Consider the following 5,476-nt stretch of genomic DNA (forward strand, 5'->3'; position numbering starts at 1 on the left):
AAGTTCTTAAAAATAGTGGCTAAGTGGATTAGAAAAAATAATCAAAAAATTTTTTCAAAAAAGCTTGCCAGATTAAAAAAGAGTTGTACTTTTGCACCCGCTAATCGAATGAGAGGCGATAAAAAGAGAATGACACGTTCATAGACATATTGAATTGACAGCACAGAATTACAGCGATGTAATTTTGTAAAATAAGAGAGAGTAAGATTTTTCGATTAATCGAGAATAACCTAGCGACTTGAATCGATAAAACAAGATAGATTTATCTATCAAACAATATACGATGAAGAGTTTGATCCTGGCTCAGGATGAACGCTAGCGGCAGGCCTAACACATGCAAGTCGAGGGGTAGAACACTTCGGTGTTTGAGACCGGCGCACGGGTGCGTAACGCGTATGCAATCTACCTTGTACAGGGGAATAGCCCAGAGAAATTTGGATTAATGCCCCATAGTATATAACCTTCGCATGTTGGTTATATTAAAGTTCCAACGGTACAAGATGAGCATGCGTCCCATTAGTTAGTTGGTAAGGTAACGGCTTACCAAGACGATGATGGGTAGGGGTCCTGAGAGGGAGATCCCCCACACTGGTACTGAGACACGGACCAGACTCCTACGGGAGGCAGCAGTGAGGAATATTGGTCAATGGGCGCAAGCCTGAACCAGCCATGCCGCGTGCAGGAAGACGGTCCTATGGATTGTAAACTGCTTTTATACAGGAAGAAACAACTCTACGTGTAGAGTCTTGACGGTACTGTAGGAATAAGGATCGGCTAACTCCGTGCCAGCAGCCGCGGTAATACGGAGGATCCAAGCGTTATCCGGAATCATTGGGTTTAAAGGGTCCGTAGGCGGTCTTATAAGTCAGTGGTGAAAGCCCATCGCTCAACGATGGAACTGCCATTGATACTGTAAGACTTGAATGCTTAGGAAGTAACTAGAATATGTAGTGTAGCGGTGAAATGCTTAGATATTACATGGAATACCAATTGCGAAGGCAGGTTACTACTAAGTGATTGACGCTGATGGACGAAAGCGTGGGGAGCGAACAGGATTAGATACCCTGGTAGTCCACGCCGTAAACGATGGATACTAGCTGTTCGGAGCAATCTGAGTGGCTAAGCGAAAGTGATAAGTATCCCACCTGGGGAGTACGCACGCAAGTGTGAAACTCAAAGGAATTGACGGGGGCCCGCACAAGCGGTGGAGCATGTGGTTTAATTCGATGATACGCGAGGAACCTTACCAAGGCTTAAATGTAGATTGACAGATTTGGAAACAGATTTTTCTTCGGACAATTTACAAGGTGCTGCATGGTTGTCGTCAGCTCGTGCCGTGAGGTGTCAGGTTAAGTCCTATAACGAGCGCAACCCCTGTCGTTAGTTGCCAGCGAGTCATGTCGGGAACTCTAACGAGACTGCCAGTGTAAACTGTGAGGAAGGTGGGGATGACGTCAAATCATCACGGCCCTTACGCCTTGGGCCACACACGTGCTACAATGGACGGTACAGAGAGCAGCCACTACGTGAGTAGGAGCGAATCTATAAAACCGTTCTCAGTTCGGATCGGAGTCTGCAACTCGACTCCGTGAAGCTGGAATCGCTAGTAATCGGATATCAGCCATGATCCGGTGAATACGTTCCCGGGCCTTGTACACACCGCCCGTCAAGCCATGGAAGCTGGGGGTGCCTGAAGTCGGTGACCGCAAGGAGCTGCCTAGGGTAAAACTAGTAACTAGGGCTAAGTCGTAACAAGGTAGCCGTACCGGAAGGTGCGGCTGGAACACCTCCTTTCTAGAGAAGATTTAACCGTTAGGTTTTGATTGAAAGGGAAATATTACTCTCGCTGTTAATTTAAAAAATAAGAATAAGCAAAGAAAACAGAGTCTCGTAGCTCAGCTGGTTAGAGTACTACACTGATAATGTAGGGGTCGGCAGTTCGAGTCTGCCCGGGACTACTATTTTAAGCTTGTTTAAAGGAAATTTTAGAGGTTGAGTAACCGTTTGAAGTACTGTTAACTGATGACTGTTAACTGAACACTAAAAAAACGGGGGATTAGCTCAGCTGGCTAGAGCGCCTGCCTTGCACGCAGGAGGTCATCGGTTCGACTCCGATATTCTCCACTATTCGAGTGAATAGTAAAGAGTAAAAAGTGAATAGCTAAAACTTATCACTAATTACTTATTACTTATCACTAGATAAAAGTTCATTGACATATTGAGATAAAATACATTTAAAAAGTAGAAAGTACAGTAGATGTGTAGTAATACACATTTATAAAGAAAGTCCTAGTTTTATTTATAAAATTAGGCGGCACATAAGCAAAATAAGGGCGTATGGGGGATGCCTAGGCTCTCAGAGGCGATGAAGGACGTGATAAGCTGCGAAAAGCTACGGGGATTGGCACACACGAATTGATCCGTAGATATCCGAATGGGGCAACCCAATGCATTGAAGATGCATTACCCGATAGGGGGCAAACCCGCTGAACTGAAACATCTAAGTAGGCGGAGGAGAAGAAAACAAAAGTGATTCCGTAAGTAGTGGCGAGCGAACGCGGATTAGCCCAAACCAGAGTTGTTACGGCAATTTTGGGGTTGTAGGACCACGACATTCTATGCGGATTGAACCGGAATTACCTGGAAAGGTAAACCAGAGAGGGTGATAGTCCTGTATGGGTAAGAGAAGATATAGATAGTGGTATCCTGAGTAGCGCGGGGCACGTGAAACCCTGTGTGAATTTGGCGGGACCATCCGCTAAGGCTAAATACTCCTGAGAGACCGATAGTGAACCAGTACCGTGAGGGAAAGGTGAAAAGAACCGTGAATAACGGAGTGAAATAGATCCTGAAACCATACGCTTACAAGCGGTCGGAGCCCTTTCGTGGGGTGACGGCGTGCCTTTTGCATAATGAGCCTACGAGTTACCGTTGCTGGCAAGGATAAGTACTTATGGTATGGATCCGTAGCGAAAGCGAGTCTGAATAGGGCGCATGAGTCAGTAATGGTAGACGCGAAACCGTGTGATCTACCCATGGGCAGGATGAAGCTGTGGTAACACATAGTGGAGGTCCGAACCGGTTGACGTTGAAAAGTCTTCGGATGACCTGTGGGTAGGGGTGAAAGGCCAATCAAACTCGGAAATAGCTCGTACTCCCCGAAATGCATTTAGGTGCAGCGCTGGGTATAAGTTATATAGAGGTAGAGCTACTGATTGGATGCGGGGGCTTCACCGCCTACCAATTCCTGACAAACTCCGAATGCTATATAATGTTTACCAGCAGTGAGGGCATGGGTGCTAAGGTCCATGTCCGAGAGGGAAAGAACCCAGACCATCAGCTAAGGTCCCCAAATGTATGCTAAGTTGAAAAAACGAGGTTTGTCTGCCCAGACAGCTAGGATGTTGGCTTGGAAGCAGCCATTCATTTAAAGAGTGCGTAACAGCTCACTAGTCGAGCGGACGAGCATGGATAATAATCGGGCATAAGCATACTACCGAAGCTATGGATTTTACGTAAGTAAAGTGGTAGGGGAGCATTCTAAACTGGGTCGAAGGTGTGATGTGAGTCATGCTGGACTGTTTAGAAAAGAAAATGTAGGCATAAGTAACGATAATGCGGGCGAGAAACCCGCACACCGAAAAACTAAGGTTTCCGCAGCTATGCTAATCAGCTGCGGGTTAGTCGGGTCCTAAGGCGAACCCGAAAGGGACAGTCGATGGCCAACGGGTTAATATTCCCGTACTACTTATAATTGTGATGGAGAGACGCAGTGGTGAAAGTACCGCGAACTGACGGAATAGTTCGTTAAAGCACTTAGCTATAGGCCCGGTAGGCAAATCCGCTGGGACTGGTGAAATGCGATAGTACACGGAGTCTTCGGACAAAGTGATAGTGTACCTAAAGGCTGCCAAGAAAATCTTCTAAACTTAGATTATAAGTACCCGTACCGTAAACCGACACAGGTAGTTGAGGAGAGAATCCTAAGGTGCTCGAGAGATTCATGGCTAAGGAATTAGGCAAAATAGACCTGTAACTTCGGGAGAAAGGTCGCCAGCGCAAGCTGGCCGCAGTGAAGAGGTCCAGGCGACTGTTTATCAAAAACACAGGGCTCTGCAAAATCGTAAGATGAAGTATAGGGCCTGACACCTGCCCGGTGCTGGAAGGTTAAGAGGAGATGTTATCTTCGGAGAAGCATTGAATTGAAGCCCCAGTAAACGGCGGCCGTAACTATAACGGTCCTAAGGTAGCGAAATTCCTTGTCGGGTAAGTTCCGACCTGCACGAATGGTGTAACGATCTGGACACTGTCTCAGCCATGAGCTCGGTGAAATTGTAGTATCGGTGAAGATGCCGATTACCCGCAGTGGGACGAAAAGACCCTGTGCACCTTTACTATAGCTTAATATTGACCTTGGACACGTGATGTGTAGGATAGGTGGGAGACTATGAAGTGGCGTCGCTAGGCGTTGTGGAGTCATTGTTGAAATACCACCCTTTGCTTGTCTGAGGCCTAACCCCGTTTTGCGGGGGACATTGTTTGGTGGGTAGTTTGACTGGGGTGGTCGCCTCCAAAAGAGTAACGGAGGCTTCTAAAGGTTCCCTCAGCACGCTTGGTAACCGTGCGTAGAGTGCAATGGCATAAGGGAGCTTGACTGAGAGACATACAGGTCGATCAGGTACGAAAGTAGAGCATAGTGATCCGGTGGTTCCGCATGGAAGGGCCATCGCTCAAAGGATAAAAGGTACGCCGGGGATAACAGGCTGATCTCCCCCAAGAGCTCATATCGACGGGGGGGTTTGGCACCTCGATGTCGGCTCGTCACATCCTGGGGCTGGAGAAGGTCCCAAGGGTTGGGCTGTTCGCCCATTAAAGTGGCACGCGAGCTGGGTTCAGAACGTCGTGAGACAGTTCGGTCTCTATCTACTGTGGGCGTTAGAAATTTGAGTGGATCTGATTCTAGTACGAGAGGACCGAATTGGACTGACCGCTGGTGTATCTGTTGTTCCGCCAGGAGCACTGCAGAGTAGCTACGTCGGGAAGGGATAAGCGCTGAAAGCATATAAGCGCGAAACCCACCACAAGATGAGATTTCTTTTAAGGGTCGTGGAAGATGACCACGTTGATAGGCTATAGATGTAAAGGCAGTAATGTCATAGTCAAGTAGTACTAATAACCCGTTAGCTTATGTACAAGCCTCCCCGCTAAGGCGGGGAGCGAAACTTTCTTGCCTTGGAGTAATCTCAGGCAACTTTTTAAACGATTTATCTCAGTATGTTAAGATATTGTTTTAATTATTAATTGTTAATTATTAATTAAAAAAATTGCTCAAAGCAATTTAACCTCTTAAGGTGGTTATTGCGTCGGGGCTCACCTCTTCCCATTCCGAACAGAGAAGTTAAGCCCGACTGCGCAGATGGTACTGCAGTTATGTGGGAGAGTATGTCGCCGCCTTTCTTTTGAAAAGCCTGTCTAT

General features: G+C 46.9%; 2 tRNA genes and 3 rRNA genes. All 5 read left to right on the top strand.

What is annotated here, in order from left to right:
* The first annotated feature begins 280 nt into the window (after positions 1 to 280).
* A 16S ribosomal RNA gene (locus G4L40_RS12810) occupies positions 281 to 1,794 on the top strand.
* Between the two features lie 90 nt (positions 1,795 to 1,884).
* A tRNA-Ile gene (locus G4L40_RS12815) sits at positions 1,885 to 1,958 on the top strand.
* Positions 1,959 to 2,050: 92 nt separating this feature from the next.
* Positions 2,051 to 2,124, top strand: a tRNA-Ala gene (locus G4L40_RS12820).
* A 192-nt stretch (positions 2,125 to 2,316) separates the two neighbouring features.
* Positions 2,317 to 5,193 (top strand): 23S ribosomal RNA (locus G4L40_RS12825).
* A gap of 154 nt (positions 5,194 to 5,347) precedes the next feature.
* A 5S ribosomal RNA gene (gene rrf, locus G4L40_RS12830) occupies positions 5,348 to 5,457 on the top strand.
* The 16S, 23S and 5S rRNA genes sit together here with 2 tRNA genes alongside, the layout of an rRNA operon.
* Positions 5,458 to 5,476 lie beyond the last annotated feature (19 nt).

It is taken from the genome of Flavobacterium celericrescens (assembly GCF_011392075.1).
GTDB lineage: Bacteria > Bacteroidota > Bacteroidia > Flavobacteriales > Flavobacteriaceae > Flavobacterium > Flavobacterium celericrescens.